The 16,276-nt window shown below is 52.6% G+C and carries 18 protein-coding genes; 11 read left to right on the top strand and 7 right to left on the bottom strand.

Translation table 11 applies throughout. The features are described from left to right. Window positions 1-294: 294 nt before the first annotated feature. The 3 genes from cas6 to csm5 all read right to left on the bottom strand — a co-directional run bounded on the left by cas6 (window position 295) and on the right by csm5 (window position 2,857). The gene (gene cas6, locus BLQ99_RS00650; protein WP_093687121.1) at window positions 295-1,263 is read right to left on the bottom strand and encodes a CRISPR system precrRNA processing endoribonuclease RAMP protein Cas6; all 969 of its coding nucleotides are present in this window, start codon (window positions 1,261-1,263) and stop codon (window positions 295-297) included. After that, complete coding sequence (locus tag BLQ99_RS00645; RefSeq protein ID WP_093687119.1) at window positions 1,264-1,677, bottom strand: hypothetical protein; 414 nt, start codon at window positions 1,675-1,677, stop codon at window positions 1,264-1,266. Window positions 1,678-1,756: 79 nt separating this feature from the next. After that, window positions 1,757-2,857: a type III-A CRISPR-associated RAMP protein Csm5 gene (gene csm5 / locus BLQ99_RS00640; protein WP_093687117.1), complete on the bottom strand. Its 1,101-nt coding sequence runs from the start codon at window positions 2,855-2,857 to the stop codon at window positions 1,757-1,759. Between the two features lie 368 nt (window positions 2,858-3,225). Here csm5 and BLQ99_RS00635 point away from each other — a divergent pair, with 368 nt between their 5' ends. The 3 genes from BLQ99_RS00635 to rsmA all read left to right on the top strand — a co-directional run bounded on the left by BLQ99_RS00635 (window position 3,226) and on the right by rsmA (window position 6,050). Next, window positions 3,226-4,230, top strand: coding sequence for a resuscitation-promoting factor (locus tag BLQ99_RS00635; protein WP_093687115.1), 1,005 nt, complete (start codon window positions 3,226-3,228; stop codon window positions 4,228-4,230). Between the two features lie 430 nt (window positions 4,231-4,660). Further along, entirely contained in the window at window positions 4,661-5,212 is a 552-nt protein-coding gene (gene rnmV / locus BLQ99_RS00630) for a ribonuclease M5 (RefSeq protein WP_093687114.1), read from the top strand. Next, window positions 5,199-6,050: a 16S rRNA (adenine(1518)-N(6)/adenine(1519)-N(6))-dimethyltransferase RsmA gene (gene rsmA / locus BLQ99_RS00625; RefSeq protein ID WP_093687112.1), complete on the top strand. Its 852-nt coding sequence runs from the start codon at window positions 5,199-5,201 to the stop codon at window positions 6,048-6,050. Before rnmV ends, rsmA begins: the two co-directional genes overlap by 14 nt. A gap of 44 nt (window positions 6,051-6,094) precedes the next feature. On the opposite strand, the gene BLQ99_RS00620 is transcribed toward rsmA, so the two are convergent. Further along, the gene (locus BLQ99_RS00620) at window positions 6,095-6,889 is read right to left on the bottom strand and encodes a glycosyltransferase family 2 protein (protein ID WP_093687110.1); all 795 of its coding nucleotides are present in this window, start codon (window positions 6,887-6,889) and stop codon (window positions 6,095-6,097) included. Between the two features lie 198 nt (window positions 6,890-7,087). On the opposite strand from BLQ99_RS00620, the gene yabG reads away from it, so the two are divergent. Beyond that, entirely contained in the window at window positions 7,088-7,966 is an 879-nt protein-coding gene (gene yabG / locus BLQ99_RS00615) for a sporulation peptidase YabG (protein WP_245690198.1), read from the top strand. Between the two features lie 522 nt (window positions 7,967-8,488). Then, window positions 8,489-9,223 (top strand): CAP domain-containing protein, encoded by a 735-nt coding sequence (locus tag BLQ99_RS00610; protein ID WP_093687106.1) that lies wholly within the window; start codon window positions 8,489-8,491, stop codon window positions 9,221-9,223. Window positions 9,224-9,273: 50 nt separating this feature from the next. Here BLQ99_RS00610 and BLQ99_RS00605 read toward each other — a convergent pair whose 3' ends face one another. Beyond that, window positions 9,274-9,564 carry a hypothetical protein gene (locus BLQ99_RS00605; protein WP_093687104.1) on the bottom strand — a complete coding sequence of 97 codons (291 nt, stop codon included), beginning with the start codon at window positions 9,562-9,564 and terminating at the stop codon, window positions 9,274-9,276. Window positions 9,565-9,742: 178 nt separating this feature from the next. Here BLQ99_RS00605 and BLQ99_RS00600 point away from each other — a divergent pair, with 178 nt between their 5' ends. Continuing rightward, window positions 9,743-10,162, top strand: a complete 420-nt coding sequence (locus BLQ99_RS00600; protein WP_093687102.1) for an EamA family transporter — start codon at window positions 9,743-9,745, stop codon at window positions 10,160-10,162. Window positions 10,163-10,166: 4 nt separating this feature from the next. Here BLQ99_RS00600 and BLQ99_RS00595 read toward each other — a convergent pair whose 3' ends face one another. Further along, window positions 10,167-11,000 carry a YitT family protein gene (locus BLQ99_RS00595; protein WP_093687100.1) on the bottom strand — a complete coding sequence of 278 codons (834 nt, stop codon included), beginning with the start codon at window positions 10,998-11,000 and terminating at the stop codon, window positions 10,167-10,169. Between the two features lie 166 nt (window positions 11,001-11,166). Between BLQ99_RS00595 and BLQ99_RS00590 the strand changes: the two genes are divergently transcribed. The 4 genes from BLQ99_RS00590 to BLQ99_RS00575 all read left to right on the top strand — a co-directional run bounded on the left by BLQ99_RS00590 (window position 11,167) and on the right by BLQ99_RS00575 (window position 14,710). Continuing rightward, the gene (locus BLQ99_RS00590; protein WP_093687098.1) at window positions 11,167-11,820 is read left to right on the top strand and encodes a DUF3794 domain-containing protein; all 654 of its coding nucleotides are present in this window, start codon (window positions 11,167-11,169) and stop codon (window positions 11,818-11,820) included. Between the two features lie 38 nt (window positions 11,821-11,858). Further along, on the top strand, window positions 11,859-12,824 hold the full coding sequence (locus tag BLQ99_RS00585; protein ID WP_093687096.1) for an SPOCS domain-containing protein: 966 nt from the start codon (window positions 11,859-11,861) through the stop codon (window positions 12,822-12,824). Between the two features lie 146 nt (window positions 12,825-12,970). Further along, window positions 12,971-13,804, top strand: a complete 834-nt coding sequence (locus tag BLQ99_RS00580; protein ID WP_093687094.1) for an SDH family Clp fold serine proteinase — start codon at window positions 12,971-12,973, stop codon at window positions 13,802-13,804. A 114-nt stretch (window positions 13,805-13,918) separates the two neighbouring features. Further along, window positions 13,919-14,710, top strand: a complete 792-nt coding sequence (locus BLQ99_RS00575) for a HipA family kinase (protein ID WP_093687092.1) — start codon at window positions 13,919-13,921, stop codon at window positions 14,708-14,710. Here BLQ99_RS00575 and BLQ99_RS00570 read toward each other — a convergent pair. Continuing rightward, window positions 14,672-15,307, bottom strand: coding sequence for a L,D-transpeptidase family protein (locus BLQ99_RS00570; RefSeq protein WP_093687090.1), 636 nt, complete (start codon window positions 15,305-15,307; stop codon window positions 14,672-14,674). The two genes, BLQ99_RS00575 and BLQ99_RS00570, sit on opposite strands and share 39 nt — an antisense overlap. Window positions 15,308-15,461: 154 nt before the next feature. Between BLQ99_RS00570 and BLQ99_RS00565 the strand changes: the two genes are divergently transcribed. Continuing rightward, window positions 15,462-16,274, top strand: coding sequence for a cyanophycinase (locus BLQ99_RS00565; RefSeq protein WP_093687088.1), 813 nt, complete (start codon window positions 15,462-15,464; stop codon window positions 16,272-16,274). Window positions 16,275-16,276 lie beyond the last annotated feature (2 nt).

Genomic DNA, 16,276 nt, shown 5'->3' with positions numbered 1-16,276 from the left:
CGCGTAATTACTGGGTTTATTGACGGTTCAAAAGTAGTTCTGGCATATTTATTTTCGAAAATAAATTTTTTGCACGAAAAGCCGGGGTATTTGCGAAGTTTATTTGCCATGAACCAATTCACCTTGTGGCAAGCATTTGTCAGTCCGACCGGGCCAGTTACTAGGGGATGCCATAATCATGGGGAAATTATTGTTTATTGATATGCATTACATTTTGCTTTTTTGGTGGTTTTTCCTGCTATTATAATACCCAAATATGAGGAGCAGTAATTTTTCAATGTTTGATATAGTGCTTCAATTTACAGCCTTTATTTCATACTTTCCCAAGCCGAAGGTACACCCCTTGCCAACATGTATAATTTCACCTAAACGAAGTAAAGGCAGAAAAGGGATGATGTTTCCCTCGTATTCTACTTCGCCGACCAACCCGGGAAGGTCCATGCGCACCTGCTGACGGTTAGAAAAACGTTCCCAGTGAACAAGTTGTAAGTCGGAATAAACCGTGGCAATGGTACCGGCCGTGTCAATAAGGGCTTGGTAGTCAAGAGTGGCTATACGACCGCCATGGTAAAAATAATAAAGGGTACTTATACGACGTAAAAGATTACGCACTAGGACATGGAAGGGGATGTTGCCGGCCAACTTATGATCATGCTTGAGACGGGTCATGGTATGGAAAACCAGCTGCAAGCGGTTAGATTTCTGTTGAATGTATCCAGCCGGCAAACTTTTGAGCGTAATTCCTTGTCGGGTAACGTCTATGCGATCGCTATCACGCCTATATACCGAGTAGCGGGTACCACTAAAAGGCATAATGTAGTCGACCCCTGTCAGTTCGCAGGGCAAGCGCCCTTTTCCTAAACCAATCCGGCCCAGTTCTTTAAAGGCCAGAACAAAATAAGGCAACAATTCGATTACTTGGCCTACCAGCACTAGCCGGAAAACTAGTTTTTCACCTGGCGCATAGCGCCGCCGGGTGTCAGCTGGCGGCTCTAAGACAAACGGCCGGGGAATATCGCTGAGGTTTTTGAGCACAGCGCTATCCGGTAAAGGCGCTGGCTCGAATACCAGCGCATATGGACAAGTGGCGAAAAGCAGGCACTGGCGGCAGTCGTCTACTTGGCGCTGGACGCAGGCAATGCGCCGGAAAACATGACCAAACCCGCCGCGCAAAGTCGACCCCTTGTATTCCGGCAGCACAAGACCGTGTTCGCCAGCCGTCATGGTCAGCTCGTAAACAGCAAAGCAAAAATCGTCAAACATCTAATCCTCCCCGAAGGTCAGCTTGACCATTCCGCAGACAGTGGCCGGTTCACCTTGAACAAAGACAATTTTACGCGTTTTAGGAAAAGGAAACCCTTCCCGCAGCTGGAGCCCGTAGACACGTGCCAGATGGCGGAATGTATGCTCACTCATTCCTCCCCGGACTGTTTTGACAGTGTAGCCGGAACCCCAGCCTACCGGCAATATCAGTTGATTGTCGTCTAAGTTTGCCGCAATACGCTCAAATTGCGCATATTGTTGGACGAGCGGCTGCAGTCCGATCTTGGTAAAAAAGGTTTTTTCATCGGCCAGATAACGCCGAACAGCTTCGCGAAGTCGAATTAGCCAATTATCAAAAAGGTGTTTCCCAGCCAACGGCATGGCGGTATTAGTCAGGGACTTATCGTCGAGCATGATGCGGCCGGTAAGGCGTGTTCCGGGCTGGATACCTTCAAAAAAGATAACGGTTGCCTGGTGCGGATCATTTACCGTATTACGGGGCTCCAGCCATAGCTGCCGTCCTGGCGGAGCGACAGCACCCGTGCCGCATAAACAGCCATATTTGCGGAATCAACTGCTGCAGAGCGCCAAGGCGAAGTGCCCGGAAGGCCGAATAATTGGGAGTGCCGCTGACGGCGTGTTCGGCTTTAGTTGCGGCTTCTTCTTTTTTGCGTTTGGCGTCAGCAGCTTTTTCTTCAATTTTTTCCAGCCATTTTTGGTGATCATCTTTAGTCATGGCCGCCTGGTATGTCCATGTCCTGAGCGCGCCTTTGAGCGAGCTGCCGGGTACCATCCAGCCAGCAGCTTCCCGCACAAACTCGTGTACTTCGCTGCGGCCTGGTGCCAACCCATCCAAAGTATGTTTGTCGCCGCTTAGGACATATAATGGGTGGTCGGCAGCAAACGGCCAGTTCCGGGCAAAATCAAGCCGGCCTGCTTCCGCTTGCTGGATAAATTTATTTGGATCAAAGCGTTTGTCATGGAAAAATTTGTCCATATCTACACGGATAAATTTACCGTTGTTTATCAAATATTCCAGCGGGGATATCTTGCTGCCGCTGCCAATAGCAAGGGGGGTAAGCACTTCTAGTTCGTAGCGCTTGTACATATACTCACTCCTTCCAGGGCAACGTAGATCCAGGGTGGGCGAATGGTTTCGTTCGTCACGCGCCTCATATGCCCCATAGACGATATGTTTGATTTTTACCCCCTTGGTGCGACGCAGGTATGCAGCCACCGTAAAGACGTATAGCGGTAGTGACCGGAAGGCATGGGTGATATCCAGAATAATGGTTTCTTTCTCGTCAATGGCCGCGGCGCATTTGTCGAAGATAGCCCATAAATCTTGCTCGGATTTTCCTTCCGGAATATCTATCGCCTCGATCAGCCCCGGCAGCCGGTCGCAAAAATTTTTAAAATTAGCATGAGCTTTAGCCTGCGAAGTGACCAACGCCATTATTTTATCCGGTTGAAAAAAATGAGCTATTGCTTCTGGGAAAAATTCAGTCGTATATGCACAAGTTTTATCGTTTTCTTTCCACTCATAAGTGGTTTTTTGATAATTACCGGTACCTAAAAGGGTAATAATCAGCATAAACCATCACCTCGCAATAAACTATTTGCAACTATTTGCAAAATTCTTGACAATACTTGAATTTCCTTCCAAAAATTTACTTGATTTTTTTTATTCCAAGACAGAAGGAAAAACTTAAGCCGCATGGTCCAGAAGGTTCCCTCTGGCCGATACGCCAACTGCTGGTCTTCTAAAAAATCCTACAGTGTCTTGACACTATCGCAGTATGCCAAGCATATATTGGCATATATGACAATATACTGTTTCCGTATAAATTAGTTAAATACTGGGAATAATGTGGACACAATCCTGACCAGGAAGGCCGATCCTCATTTGACAATTACTATATTTTTAAGTTATAATACTAAAATTGCGAAAGGAGGGGTTGCATGAGTGATGATCAGTCCGTCTGGCCGAACAGGCTGCGGAGCCTGTTGGCCGGACGCCGCAAAACAGCGCTCTTAGCGGCGCTGCTTGCTATATCGCTGCTTGTGACCGGCTTTGTGTGGGCCCAAAAAAAGGTTCATGTTGTCGCTGATGGACGCACTATCGCTATACGCACTTTACATAGCACCATTGAAGAAGTCTTAGCTCAGGCCGGGGTGTACCTGGGGCCAAAAGACGAGTACCGCCTGTCAACACCCGGGCTGCAAGACGGCACGGTTATCGAGGTGTACCGGGCCGTGCCGGTTACGGTTGTCTACCAAGGCAAGACCGACATCGTTGTGACCGGCAAGCCTACGGTCGGGGAAGTACTCGACGCCCTCGGTATTCCCCGCGACCAGGTAAAGGTAGCGCCGGACAGGGATGTCCGCCCAACGGCCGGGATGACTATCAAGGTGGCCACGGTCACGGAAAAACTAGTCCAACAAGAAATCGAACTGCCTTATCCGGTTGTTCGCCAGCCTGACGCCAAGCTGGAAAAAGGCGACGAGGCGATCGTAGCGGACGGCGAGGTTGGCCTTAAGGTAGCTACCGTCAAACTGCGTTATGAAGACGGTGAACTGGCCGGCAGTGAGACCCTGAGCGAAAAGGTGGTGCGCGAACCCAAACCGCGGATAATTCATGTGGGAACCCGTGATACGGTGGAGACGTCGCGCGGCACCCTGCGGTTCAAGCGTGTCCAATGGATGGAGGCTACGGCCTATAACCCGACCGATGGCGCTCCCCATGGTCTTACCGCCACCGGTATCCCGGCCCGGCACGGTATTGTCGCCGTCGACCCGGATGTCATTCCGCTCGGCACGCGGGTTTATATCCCGAATTATGGCTTGGCGCTAGCCGCCGATGTCGGCGGGGCCATCGTCGGCAACAGAATTGATCTGTGCATGGAAGGTTATCAAGAGGCCTGGAATTTCGGCCGCCGTATGGTCAAAGTGTATATTTTGGACTAAAAGACAGGGCTGCGGCCCTGTCTTTTTGGCTCATATCAGAAAACATAAGTTTTTGGCCGCAAAGATAATCATGCCAATAAATTGGCACCACAAGCGATGAAAAGTAAGTTTTGAACTAATCTCGCGCGACAATTGTCGCGCGCGTAGCCCTTTGCGCTCTTTGCGCACTTTGTGGTTTTACGTTTTTCAGGGTAGTTCGCAAAGGGCGCGGAGTTCAGCAAAGAAATTTTTTTGGCGCGGGCAGACCGTCGCACCCGGTATACCTTTTGTGGCCTTAGCGGCCTTTGTGGTTTTGTTAAAAAGGCGCGCTAGCGCTTTTGTTCCATAGTTAGGGCGTGTCGGCATTTTTATTTTTTGCAACATATCTATATTGAACAGGACAAAATCAGGTATAATATTACATATTCACTAACGAACGGAGGGGAGGCGGGTGTTGAAAGAAGTGATTGTGGTGGAAGGTAAGCAGGACATCGCGGCTGTCCGGCGGGCGGTAGACGCCGAGGTGGTGGCCACCGGCGGTTATAATTTGCCGCCACACGTTCTCGCTTATCTTGACCAGGCGTACCGCAAACGGGGACTTATCATCCTGACCGATCCGGACAGTGCCGGCGAGCGTATTCGGCGCTTTTTGAGCAAGCGGTACCCCCAGGCCAGGCATGCCTTTATCCCACGGGAGGAGGCCAAAAGCGAAGACGATATTGGCGTAGAGCAGGCTTCGCCGGCGGCAATCCGCGCGGCCTTGGCCAAGGTTCGCACCCAGGAGTGGCGGCCGGTAGAGGAGTTCACCTGGCGGGACCTGGTGACGGCGCGGCTTACCGGTGCCCCCGAAGCGTCAGCCCGCCGGGCCGCCGTGGGCGCCAGACTGGGGATTGGCTTTGCCAACGCCAAAACCTTCTTGCGCCGGCTTAACTACTACGGCGTCACCCGCGCCGAGTTTATTAAGGCCCTGTCAGAATTGGAGGCGGCAAATGATTCAGCCTAAAATTGCCAAACGGGACGTAACGCTCCACATCCTGAAAACTTTTGGCATTCAGACGAGTAAAAAACTGGGGCAAAATTTTCTGGTCAATGAGCAGGTAGTGGACGGCATCGTCGCGGCCGCAGCGGTAAAACCGGGCGAGGCGGTGCTGGAAATCGGGCCGGGAATCGGCACCCTGACGCAAGGCTTGGCCGAAGCCGGCGCGAACGTGACGGCTGTCGAACTCGACCGGCAATTACTGGATGTATTGGCAAAAACGCTGGCGGGATATGACAATGTGCGCGTCATTCATGGCGATATTCTCCGCATCGACATTTCCCGGGAAATAAAGGCGGAAAAGTTTAAAGTTATTGCCAATTTGCCCTATTATATTACAACCCCGATCATTATGCGCCTGCTGGAAGAGCGGCTGCCCGTCGAACTTATGGTGACGATGGTGCAAAAGGAAGTAGCCGAGCGCATGGTGGCTGCCCCTGGCAGCAAAGACTACGGCGCTTTGTCGGTAGCCGTACAGTTTTATACCCAGCCGGAAATTATGTTTATTGTTCCGCCGCAGGCGTTTATCCCTGCGCCGGCGGTCGAATCGGCAGTTATCCGCTGCATCGTGCGGCCAGAGCCCCCGGTGTCCGTGACCGATGAAAAGGCCTTCTTCCGCGTCGTTAAAGCTGCTTTTGCCCAGCGGCGCAAGACGCTGGCCAATGCCTTGAAAGGCGGTGGTATTGCCAAAGATGTAGTGGCCGACATGCTGCGCCGGACCGGTATCGACGGCAGTCGGCGCGGCGAGACGCTCACATTGGCGGAGTTTGCCGCCCTGGCGAACGCCTGGACTGCTCAGCAATAGCAAAGTCCCTGTTTCCACGCGGAAACAGGGACTTTGCCTTTTTCTTACTCTTTTTTGGGGCTGAGAAAAAGGTCAATAAGGTCAAAGCGGCGGTCACTATGGTAGCCGATATAGGTTTTGTGCTGCCATTGACGGGTCCGCGGCTGACCGTGAAAGACGGCGATGGCTTCCAAACAGTCGCCGACAATAGTGTCGATGATTTTGTTGGTATGGATTTGATTCTTGATGGAAGACCCTAGCCGATAGTGGGGGATGGTGGTGGCGATATCAATGCGGAGTTTGTGCAGCCTGGCAAGTGCCATAGCCACCGGTGGGATGGCCAGTTCCCGCATGGGGATGGTTTCCAAGAGCCGGCGGGAAACGGCGTGGGGGCCGTGGGCCGGGGTGGCCAAGCTGATTTTTTTATCCAGTCCGAGTTCTTTGTTGAGGTTGAGTCGCCATTGAAAAGTTGGGTTATAGCGTTCAACGTGGCGCGGTGGCGATGGGTAGCAGTTTGTCAGCGCCATGTCGAGGTGCTTTAGCAGAACGCCGTCAACTAATTCCATCAAGTTTTCGATGAAGGTGCCGACCATGTCACCATCTACAAAAGCGACGACATCGCTGCCTAAAGTCAAGGCCATTTTGGCGCCGATGGCGCGAGGGACATCGATGCCCAGACATTCCTCAAAATAGATGATCTGCAGTTTTGGCAGCCGCATCTGCAAAACTTCCTGCATAGTGCCGTCTTTAGAGCCGTTGCATACCAGAATAATGTGATCGATCGGCAGGGTTCCCAAGTTTTGCAGCACCGTGGTGATGCGGCCGGCTTCGTTCTTGGCTGGAACGACTACGGTTATCATGTGCCCATCACCTCGTTGGAAATCCTGCAAGGCTGTAAGCGCGAACCCACAGCCGGAACCGCTCCTCCGAGCTTACTACAGTATATTGGGAACTCTTGTCGATTGCTACCCTGCCGGGCGGGAAAAAGCGTCTGCTCCTTTAAGTAGCAATCGCTTGCCATGTCACATAGTATGTAGTAATGGGAGGGAGGGGTGACTGTGTCGATAGCTGTTGGCGACCTAGTGATTCGCAAATCGCATGGCGGCGATATTGTCTTTAAAGTGACTGATATTTTCAGCGACGAGGCAGGCGTTAGGCACTGCATTTTAAAGGGGCTCCATTTACGGCTGTTAGCCGACGCGCCGCTCGATGATGTGCAGCGCATTGACGCCGAGCATTTGCGCAACGAAATTGTCCGGATGGAGAGCATGCATAACGAAAGTCTCAAACGGGTGATGCAGCGTCGCAGCCTGGAGCGGGAACAGCGGGAAATGTCCCGGGGTGAGGCCGCCAAAAAATTTGATTTTTTTGATTGTCCAGGGCGGGTCCTGCATATTGACGGCGACGAAGAATACTTAAGAATGTGTCTCAAGACCTACAGTCAGCTTAATATTGAGGCCCACGGAAAATGGATTGAGGAGTCCAAGCAGCCGGAGATGATTATTCCCCTGCTGCAGGAATACCGCCCTGACATCCTCGTCGTTACCGGTCACGACGCGTTAGTTGGCGGCAGGAAAAAGGAGCAGGACTGGCGCGATATTAACAGCTATCGCAACTCCAAATACTATGTCCAGTCGGTGCGCAACGCCCGCCAGTTTGAACCGTCCCGTGACGAGCTTGTCATTTTTGCTGGCGCCTGTCAGTCCTATTTTGAGGCAATCTTGGAAGCGGGAGCCAATTTCGCCAGTTCGCCGACCCGCATTTTTATTCATGCTTACGACCCGGTGTTCATCGCTGAGAAAGTAGCTTTTACCCCCATCAATAAGACGGTCGACATCAACGATGCAATTACCGCCTCGGTTACCGGCGTGGAAGGCGTGGGTGGCCTTGAGACGCGCGGCAAGTTCCGGCTCGGCATGCCCAAGACCAAGCTTTAAATTGGCGCTGCCCGCACAAAACGGGCAGCTTTTTTGCTATATCAGAAAGTAAGTTTTAACCACAAAGATAATCATGCCAATAATTGGCGCCACAAACAATGGAAATAACTTTATCCCGTCACTTTCTACTTTCCACTTACCGATTTCCAGGATAGTTCGCGAAGAGCGCAAAGGTGCGCAAAGGATTTTTCTTTTTGGCGCGACATGCGTCGCGCCCGGTATACCCTTTGCGGCCTTAGCGTCCTACCCTGAAAAGCGTAAAACCGCAAAGGCCGCGAAGAACGCAAAGGGCTACGCGCGCGACAGTTGTCGCGCGGATTAGTTCAAAAACTTACTTTTCATGCTTTGTGGTGCCAATTTATTGGCATGAATATCTTTGCGGTTTTGTTAATAAGGCGTGCTAGTGCTGGTGTTCCTCCCTGCCAAACATTACCGGAAGGCACACGAAAGGATTTTATTAACGGATAACGAATATTTATAGCGAACCAGAGTTTCAATACATCACAGAAAGGCAGGGAAATGATGCGCACTAACAAATTAACCAAAATCGCCGTTTTAAGCGTTACCATTTGTTCAATGTTCGTCACTTCGCTGGGAGGGGCCTATGCTACTGGCGCTTTGGCCGCCACCCCGGAGGTTCAGTCTATCGTAAAAGAGGACAAGGCTGACAAGATCCTCATGAGCTTAGCCGCTCTCGGTCTTTTCGCCATGCTGACCAAAGGTGGCAAGGGGGACAGCAAGGAAGCGCCGGCGAAAACTTCCACGCCGCCCAGTAATGCGGTACATACCCCGTCGGCTAACCAGAATCAGCCAACCCAGACTCAGCCAACCCCAACAAAGCCATCCCAGTCGCAACCGACCAACTCCGCTTCCGTTGCCGCTGAAGAACAGCAGGCAGTTGCCCTCCTCAACGCCGACCGGGCTAAATACGGTCTGCCGGCCCTTAAAGTTAACCCACAGCTCACCGACCTTGCCAGACGTTATGCACAGGACATGATTAACCGCGGCTATTTCTCCCACTACAATCCGGAAGGCCAATCGCCCTTTGACCGCATGCGCGCCGCCGGCATCAGCTATCGCACCGCCGGTGAGAATATAGCCATTAACCGCAATGTGGCCAGCGCTGAGCAGGCATTCATGAACAGCCCGGGACACCGCGCCAATATTCTCAATCCCAACTACACCGAAGTTGGCATCGGCGTACGTCACGCCGCGGATGGGTCCGTCTATGTGGTGCAGGAGTTTATCGGCAAATAAACAGATATGAAAAAAGTTCCGCGAGGCAAAGCCTTGCGGAACTTTTTTGTCTAATACATTTTCATGCACTTAGGGCACATGCCGTAACGGTGGTAGTCATACTCGTGGCGGCAGCGCGGGCAAACCTTATATAGCCGGTAGTGGCAAATTCTGTACAGTTTAAAGGTGCTGGTAAAGGTTTTTACGCATTTCTTTTCCATTTTGCAGGGCATTTTGGGCATGTAGCAGTCATCCATGGGCATCATGGGCATATAGTCGCCGCCGTCACAGTCATAATCGTCATAGTCACAGTCACATTTGCCATTGCCGCAGTACCACTTGGGATTTTTTGTCGAGTCCATAACGACACACAACCTCCTATTCAGATTGGCCTTTCACATGGAAAGACCTTCTGTTATATACTATGACGATGTGTGTCGAAATGTTATGTTTCTCGTAGCGGCAGCGCTAAAAGTTGTATTGGGTTTTGGCGTCTGCGCATAGATTTAAGTAAGTGATGACCAAATGCGGAGTGAGAGTATGGTCTTTGTTTATGCATTTTTTGGCATTTTGTGTCTGGGATTGGCGCCGCTTTTCGGCAAAATGGCCTTAAACAGCGTCAGTCCAATCACTGCCTTTGCCTTACGAACGGTAATTGCGGCGGTGTTGGTCATGGCCTGGTTAATTGGCTCGCGCAGCTATCAGGAAGTCTTTCACGTGCCACCAATGTTCTGGCTATTTATCTTTAGTGAGGCCGTCCTGGCGGCGCTTTTGGGCGACCTGGCCTATTTCGCCGCCTTGAAAAGCGGTAATGTCAATGAGGTGGTACTGATCATGTCCTGTGCTCCCCTCATTACCTTGTTGTTTAGTCACTTTTTCTTAGGCGAGAATATTTCGGCCAGGCAGTTTATCGGCGCTTCCCTCGTTACATTAGGCATGGTCTTCGTCAGCTGGGACTAAATCGTTATAGCGTAAAACCCCGGCCCAGTACCTCGGCGGCATCTTGCACGATCATGAAGGCGCAGGGATCGCACCGCTCGACAATAAACTTGATTTTGGCAATCTGGGTCAGCGTGACGACAACAAAGATAACCTGCTTATTCTGCCGGGTAAAAGCGCCTTCCCCTTGCAGGAAGGTTACCCCTCGGCCCAGTTCCTGCAGAATAGCGCCGGCGATTGCTTCGCTTTGGTCGGAAATGATAACGACCGTTTTTTTGCGGTTAAACCCTTCGATAACCTTGTCCGTTAGACTAGCGCTCACGAACATGGAGATGAGAGTATACATGGCCGGTTTAAGGCCAAACAGCGCCGCGGCCACTACCATAATGACGCAGTTGATGGCAAAACCGGCGAGCCCCATATTAAAGGCGTAGTATTTCTTGAGGATAGCCACGATGATATCCAGACCGCCACCGCTGCCGTTTACCCGGAAGATGAGGCCGGAGCCGATGCCGCCGATGACACCGCCATAGATGGCAGCCAACACAGTATCGTCTACCAGGTTAAGGGTGGCGAGGAAACGGGTGGCGTCCACGGCGCCGGCAAAAACGACCATGCCGTAGAGAGCGCCGACCACATACTCTTTATCCAGCAGCCGGTAGGCGGCGATGAACAAGGGGATATTGAGGAGAGCAATCAAAAGACCGATCGGCCAACCAAAAAGAAAGTACAAAATCATGGCGATGCCGCTGATACCGCCGCTGAGGAAATGGTGAGGGACCAAAAAGGCGTTGATGCCAACGGCCGAAATCAGTCCGCCCAGGCCGACAACGGCGTATTGCTTCCAGGAAATGCGCATTCCATCACCTCTGTTTTTCACGCATAGTTTTTCTGTTACCTATTATCGTTAAAATAAAAAAATCCTTCTGTCGGCCGTTGGCAGGTTCTGGCCGACGATGTTTTTTGTCACACCCGAAATAGCACAGGCATATATATAAGTAGAACATACAAAGGGGGGAATATTTGTGGACGATAAAGATATGCAGCGGGCAAATATGAACCAATGTACGCTTGGGGCGCAAGCTGGGCCGCAGACTATCGTTGTTCGCCAAGTTGTGGGTGAAGCTGAAAAGCAAAAAACCATGGATATCCATGTCAGGGTACCGGACAGAAAGCCGGCGATCGAGCAAATCGTCGATGTCTTTGTTAAGGATGTTGAGGTTAACAGTGTTGACGTCATCACCGACAAAGTCCTGGTACGCGGCGAATTTGAAATCAAAGCCATTTATGTGGCCTGTCTGCCCAACCAGCCGGTACATGCGGTGGAACTCAAGCATCAAAAGTGGACGCTTGATGTTCCCATTCCGGGCGCCCGTAAAGGCATGGACGCCGATGCCAGCGTAATGGTTGAATTCGTAGATTACGACGTGGAGGAGCACACCCGGGCTTACAAGTACAAAAACTACGAGCCTATTGCCTGTGACGACGATGACGACTACTGCGACGACGAGTGTCATCACCACCACCATCATGACGACGAGTGTCATCACCACCATCATGACGACGAGCACTGCACCCGCGATTTCGACGTAGCGGTTGTGCTGAAAGTTACCGTGAAAGTATTTACCGACCGTGAAGTAACCATCGGCGCCGCTATGCCGGCCAAACCGAAAGGATAAGTCTTGGCGCCGCTATCCTGGAAAAAGGGGGGAAAAAAATGGACGAGGAAAAATTCAGACAAAGCTCCGGCTCAACCAGTAACAGCGGTGCCAACACGGTCAGCGTTTCCGGCACCGGCACCACGAATAACCTCGAGGCAACCTGCGGCTGTCCGGAGCCTGGCATAGAAAAGATCCAGGTTGAGCAAGTGCTTGGCGCTGAAATGGCGCAGCGGGTTGTCGAATTTGATATGGAATTGCCGGCGCAAAAGCCGGACATTGATCAGGTCATCGATGTCTATGTAAAAGATGTCTGCATTAAAAGCGTAGACGTTATCCGCGACAAAGTCATCGTCCGGGGCGAGCTCGCAGTTAAGGTTATGTATGTGGCCGATTTGCCCAACCAGCCGGTGCATGCCTTTGAGAAGAAACACGTCCGCTGGACGCGCGATATCGAGATTCCGGGTACGGAACCGGATATGAAAGCTACGGCAGATGTCAATGTTGAGTTCGTTGATTATGACTTTGAAGAAAGCGACCGGCGGAAAGTACACATTACCATCGTACTTAAGATTTGGGCGCGGGTCGTGACGACGACCGAGATGGACGTCTATGCCCTTGGCCCTGTCACGGCGGTGGGCGAAGTGGAGCAAACCACTTCCGACAGTACGGTGTCCGCTGCTGAAGGCCATGCCGACGACAAAGTTTCGGCCAGTCAGTTTAAGGACCAGTACGCCGGCTACGGCGAGCAAAACGTGATTGTCACCGGTCCGATGACGCCGACGGCCGGTATGCCCGTAACCTACGGAACAGGCATTGTGACCGGCAATAACGTTAATGTCCGCACTGGTCCTGGCACTAATTTCCCGTCGATAACCAAGGTTAATAAAGACACTATGGTGACGGTTAAAGATCAGGCCTTTGGTTGGTATAAGGTAGTCCTGCCGGACGGCGCTACTACCGGTTGGATTGCCAGCTGGCTGGTCAGCGTTAACGGCATGGTAACACCGGCGCCAAAGGGTTAAATTAACGGTCGCCACTCAAGGCAAACACCGCTTGCCGCAAGGAAAAGCGGTGTTTTTGCGTGTGTAAGTGATTAATTTTTAATACAAGCAGGGAGAAGGGCAATTGTCGGCAAAGTTATCAGGTATACTGTTGATGGAGGGAGATTATGGATTTTTCCGGCATTTTTTGGCTACTCTTTTTTGTTTTTACCGTTTGGCCGATGTTCAAACACCAAAGCATTGAGCGAGCTCGCCTGCGCCTAATCCGGCAGATTGAAGAAAAGCGGGGGTCGCGGCTTATTACCATGATTCACCGGCAGGAGGCTATCAGCCTGCTGGGAGTGCCAATTAGCCGCTATATCAATATCGAAGACTCGGAGCACGTGCTGCGCGCGATCCGGCTTACGCCTGACGATATGCCCATAGACCTCGTCCTTCATACTCCCGGCGGCCTTGTGCTGGCGTCGGAGCAAATCGCCCACGCACTGATGCGCCATCCAGCCAAAGTGACCGTTTTCGTGCCCCACTACGCCATGAGCGGCGGGACAATGATCGCGCTGGCCGCCGATGAAATCGTCATGGACTGCAATGCCGTGTTGGGGCCGGTTGATCCGCAGCTTGGCCAGTACCCGGCGGCGTCGATCCTGAAGGCGGTGAGGCAAAAGAGTATCGACCGGGTAGATGACAACACCCTGATATTGGCGGACATCGCCGAAAAGGCCATCAAGCAGGTCGAGGATTTCGTCACCCGGCTGCTGTCCGATAAAATGGACGCCGCAAGGGCCCGCGAGCTGGCCAAGATGCTGACCGAAGGCCGCTGGACCCACGATTATCCCATTACTTGCGACAAGCTGAAAGAAATGAATCTCCCGATAAACCCTGATTTGCCGCCCGAGATTTTTCAGCTTATGGAACTTTACCCCCAGCCGGCCCAGCGCCGCCCGTCGGTGCAATACATCCCTCTGCCATACGGCCGGGAAGATACGAAAAAACCGTCATAATCGCCACAAGTCCCTGGTTCGCACGAACCAGGGATTTTTTGTGTCCGGCGGCAAGTATTAGCCATGTCTGGCATATATTGTAAGGTATTGGCGATGCTGTGCGAGGTGAAGACCATGCTGAGAGCCATTAGACATCTGGGCCCGGTAGGGCTTGGCGTTACGTCGCCGCAGCTCTTTCGCGCCGGCGACGGGCAAGTCTATGTGGTCAAACTACAAAATAACCGCCTGGGACCGAAAATCTTGGCCAATGAGTATCTGGCTGCCCGGTTTGGCGTTCTTATGGGCTTATGCTTTCCGCCGGCGGATATTATTTATATTGACGAGCCTGTCCTGCGGCAGAGCCGGTGGCTAAGGCGGTCCCAAGTAACGCCGGGACCGCACTTTGCCTGCCGCTATTTACCTGATACTCGCTATGTTCAGCGCCGCTTGCTCGAACGGGCGGAAAACAAAAGCGAACTGGCCGGGGTCATGTTGTTTGACCATATGTTTTTTAATCTCGACCGTACCTATAACCGCCGCAATCTTATTGTCCGGCGGGAGGAAACGGGCTGGCGCGTTTACGCCATTGATAACTCACACTTGTTTCGGCGCGGGGTGTGGACGGCCGACAGGCTAATTAAACTGGCCAGCCGCCTCATCGTCAATTATCGCCGGTCCTACGGCATTTTGCTCAAACATTTTCTTACGCCCCAGGACTTTGCCCCTTTTGTCGCTCGGGTGCAGGCGCTCAGGGACGAACAGCTGACCACCCTGGTCGATGACATTCCCCATGAATGGCTGCCCGACCCGGTGGAACGGCAAGCGCTGGTAGAATTTTTGCAGCGCCGGCGCGACCTGGCCGGCGAAATCGCCAATCGTCTAATTCGTTTAATCCCGGATGTAAACCGGCGTGCCGATAAAAATTAGCGCAAATAGTTCTTCCGCATGGGGATTGTGCATGCGGATACAGCCGTTAGAAACCATTTGGCCGATACACCATGGAGCATTGGTGCCGTGGATGCCGTAAGAGTCATAGTTGAGTCCCATCCAGCGCGTACCAAGGACGCCGCCGGGGTTAAGGATTTTGGTGGCGATGGCAAAGTTACCGACCGGCGTGGGCGTATGCGGTTTGCCAATCGCTACCGGCCACTGGCGGAAGGGTGTATTGTTTTCCAGCAGCGTAAGGTTGCGTTTAGATTTGGTGATGAGAATGTGGGGACGGCTAAGACCGCTCTTGCCCCGCGTCGGTGGTTGCGGCGCCGGTTCGACGGTGAATTTTTCGGCTGTCTGTAGGCGGCAGAAGGTGAGGGGCGTCAGCTCGCCGGTGACCGGCAGGCGCTGCTCTGCCTGAAACCGGGCCAGAGCGGCGCGGGTCTCAGCGTCAAACCGGCCATGAACATCTCCGTTATAAAGCCCGCGGGCGGCGAGAATGTGCTGCAACTCGGCGACAAGCGGTCCGGACGCGCCCTCGCTTATTCTCGTCATGTCCAGTCGGTGCGGTAGATGGATGAGTCGGACGTTCATCGAAAGTCCCCCCTTGAGCAATACTTTAGACCATTATATGAACGCCATTTGTCGGCGGTTACGGGTAGGAATTTTTTGTATAAACACCATGGACAGTGGCAAAAATAGAAAGTGATTGACAATTCTCATCATCCACAGCGGACGGAGGTCATATATGGCGGATAAGCAGGCCGGCAATCTCCTGATTATCGGCGGCAATGAAGACAAAAAAGGCGAATGTCTCATCCTGCGCAAATTCGTTGCCATGGCCGGCGGCCGGCAGGCCCGCATCGCCGTCATTACCACGGCGACAGAACAACCGCGGGTGGTAGGCGACGAGTACCGGACGCTTTTCCTCGAGTTAGGCGCTGAAGCGGTGGCAGTCCTGTATATTAGCAATCGGGCGGCAGCCAACGACCCGAACCAGGCGGCCGAACTGGAGAGTGCCACCGGCATTTTCTTTACCGGCGGCGACCAGCTCAGGCTGACGAGCATCCTGGGCGGCTCCCGCGCCGACGTGGCCATCCGCCGCGCCTATGAACGCGGGACGGTTATCGCCGGCACCAGCGCCGGCGCGTCGGTTATGAGCGACACCATGATTGTGGATGGCGATTCCAGTGACACGCCCAAAAAATCTACCGTCAGTATGGCCCACGGCATGGGGCTTTTGGAAGATGTCGTCATTGATCAGCATTTTGCGCAGCGTGGCCGCATTAACCGTCTGTTGGCGGCGGTAGCCCAAAATCCTTATGTTTTAGGAATAGGCATCGACGAGGATACGGCGTTGGCCGTCGCCCGTGATGGCGCTTGCGAAGTCATCGGTTCCCAGACCGTTACCATCGTGGACGGCAAAGGAATTGTTCACTCAAATATATCGGAATCCAAACGCAACGACCCGCTGGCGCTTACCAATATAATCATGCATGTCCTGCCGGCCGGGTTTGGCTACGACCTGAAACGGCGCGTGCCGTACATGGGTCGATCGTAAGA

The organism is Sporolituus thermophilus DSM 23256, from assembly GCF_900102435.1.
Taxonomy (GTDB): domain Bacteria; phylum Bacillota; class Negativicutes; order Sporomusales; family Thermosinaceae; genus Thermosinus; species Thermosinus thermophilus.
The sequence above is the reverse complement of the archived record's forward strand: the minus strand, read 5'-3'. Positions and strand labels throughout refer to the sequence as shown.

Coding starts and splice junctions, on each gene's coding strand:
- cas6 (WP_093687121.1), bottom strand. CDS start 1,263: ATGTTTGACGATTTTTGCTTTGCTGTTTACGAGCTGACCATGACGGCT.
- BLQ99_RS00645 (WP_093687119.1), bottom strand. CDS start 1,677: ATGCTCGACGATAAGTCCCTGACTAATACCGCCATGCCGTTGGCTGGG.
- csm5 (WP_093687117.1), bottom strand. CDS start 2,857: ATGCTGATTATTACCCTTTTAGGTACCGGTAATTATCAAAAAACCACT.
- BLQ99_RS00635 (WP_093687115.1), top strand. CDS start 3,226: ATGAGTGATGATCAGTCCGTCTGGCCGAACAGGCTGCGGAGCCTGTTG.
- rsmA (WP_093687112.1), top strand. CDS start 5,199: ATGATTCAGCCTAAAATTGCCAAACGGGACGTAACGCTCCACATCCTG.
- BLQ99_RS00620 (WP_093687110.1), bottom strand. CDS start 6,889: ATGATAACCGTAGTCGTTCCAGCCAAGAACGAAGCCGGCCGCATCACC.
- BLQ99_RS00610 (WP_093687106.1), top strand. CDS start 8,489: ATGCGCACTAACAAATTAACCAAAATCGCCGTTTTAAGCGTTACCATT.
- BLQ99_RS00605 (WP_093687104.1), bottom strand. CDS start 9,564: ATGGACTCGACAAAAAATCCCAAGTGGTACTGCGGCAATGGCAAATGT.
- BLQ99_RS00600 (WP_093687102.1), top strand. CDS start 9,743: ATGGTCTTTGTTTATGCATTTTTTGGCATTTTGTGTCTGGGATTGGCG.
- BLQ99_RS00595 (WP_093687100.1), bottom strand. CDS start 11,000: ATGCGCATTTCCTGGAAGCAATACGCCGTTGTCGGCCTGGGCGGACTG.
- BLQ99_RS00585 (WP_093687096.1), top strand. CDS start 11,859: ATGGACGAGGAAAAATTCAGACAAAGCTCCGGCTCAACCAGTAACAGC.
- BLQ99_RS00580 (WP_093687094.1), top strand. CDS start 12,971: ATGGATTTTTCCGGCATTTTTTGGCTACTCTTTTTTGTTTTTACCGTT.
- BLQ99_RS00575 (WP_093687092.1), top strand. CDS start 13,919: ATGCTGAGAGCCATTAGACATCTGGGCCCGGTAGGGCTTGGCGTTACG.
- BLQ99_RS00570 (WP_093687090.1), bottom strand. CDS start 15,307: ATGAACGTCCGACTCATCCATCTACCGCACCGACTGGACATGACGAGA.
- BLQ99_RS00565 (WP_093687088.1), top strand. CDS start 15,462: ATGGCGGATAAGCAGGCCGGCAATCTCCTGATTATCGGCGGCAATGAA.